The organism is Streptomyces sp. NPDC050703 (assembly GCF_040654435.1).
GTDB lineage: Bacteria > Actinomycetota > Actinomycetes > Streptomycetales > Streptomycetaceae > Streptomyces.
In genome coordinates this window covers 1-1,478 of sequence record NZ_JBFAHX010000110.1, presented here as the reverse complement: position 1 = coordinate 1,478, position 1,478 = coordinate 1, and the positions used below count along the sequence as shown (strand labels likewise).

The 1,478-nt window shown below is 72.3% G+C and carries 1 protein-coding gene; it reads right to left on the bottom strand.

Features of this window, described 5'->3' with window-relative positions:
- The coding region (locus AB0I16_RS35780) for an acyltransferase domain-containing protein (RefSeq protein WP_363253860.1) at positions 1-1,478 on the bottom strand (1,478 nt) is incomplete at both ends.

Here is a 1,478-nt window from a genome sequence, read left to right as displayed (position 1 = left end):
CGTGGCACGGCCCTGCTGCTCCTTGCGCCACGCGGACAACCGCGGCAACACCTCACTCAACGGAGCGTCCGACGACACATCCAACGTACGGGCGAGATCGGTGATGTCACCGTCCTCGACGACTCCCCAGAATCTCGCGTCCACCGGTGACAGCAGCTCGACGTCCACGTCCACCGGGCGCGCGTCCAGCCAGTACCGCTCATGCTGGAACGCGTAGGTGGGCAGGTCCACGTGCCGGGTGCTGTGGCCGGCGAAGAAGACCTCCCAGTCCACCCGGACGCCGCGCACGTGCAGGTGCCCTGCGGCGGTCGTGGCCGCCATGGCCTCCGGGCGGTCGCCGCGCAGCACCGGCACGAAGGCCGCGTCCGGCGCGCACAGCTGCCCCAGCGCGGACAAGGTGCCACCCGGACCGACCTCCACGAACGTGGTCACGTCGTCGTCCACAAGTGTGCCCACGGCGTCGGCGAACCGCACGGCCTCACGCACATGCCGCACCCAGTACTCGGGCGAGGCCAACTCCTCGGCGCTCGCCCGGGTGCCGGTCAGCGTCGACACGATCGGCAGCGAGGGCGCCTCGTACGACACGCCCTCAAGCACCCGGCGGAAACCGTCGAGCATCGGCTCCATCAGGGGCGAGTGGAAGGCGTGGCTGACCTTCAGACGCGACACCTTCCGGCCCGCCGCACGCCACTTCTCCGCGACCGCCTCCACATCGGCGGTGACACCGGAGACGACGACGGAGGTGGGGCCGTTGACGGCGGCCAGGCCGACCGTCTCCGACAGGTCCGGCGTGACCTCCGCCTCGGTCGCCTGGATCGCGACCATCGCACCGCCCGCGGGCAGCGCCTGCATCAGCGCACCCCGCGCCGACACCACCTTCACGGCGTCCGCCAGCGACCAGACGCCGGCCACGTGCGCGGCGGCCAGCTCGCCGATCGAGTGACCGGCAAGCACGTCGGGACGGATGCCCCACGACTCAAGGAGCCGGAACAGCGCCACCTCCACCGCGAACAGCGCCGGCTGCGTCACCCCGGTCTCGTTCAGCGCATCAGCATCATCGCCGAACAGCACCTCACGCACCCGCGGATCACACTCGTCCAATACGGAGTTCAGGGCGCCCGCGAACACCCCGTAACGGTCCGCCAGTTCGCGGCCCATGCCGAGCCGCTGAGACCCCTGCCCCGAGAACAGGAAGGCCAGTCGGCCGGGGGCTTCGGCGACGCCCGTGACCGCGTTGCCGGCCGGGCGGCCCTCGGCCACGGCCTCCAGCGCGGCGAGAAGCTCCGCACGGTCGGCGCCCACCACCACCGCACGGTGTTCATGGACCGCCCGCGAGGAGACCAGCGCGCGGCCCGCGGCCGTCGCCGGTACGTCAGGCGCCTCGTCGGCGAAGGACTTGAGGCGCGCCGCCTGTTCGCGCAGCGCCTCGGCGCTGCGTGCCGAGAGCACCCACGGCACCAGGCCGTCGCCCGCCGGCT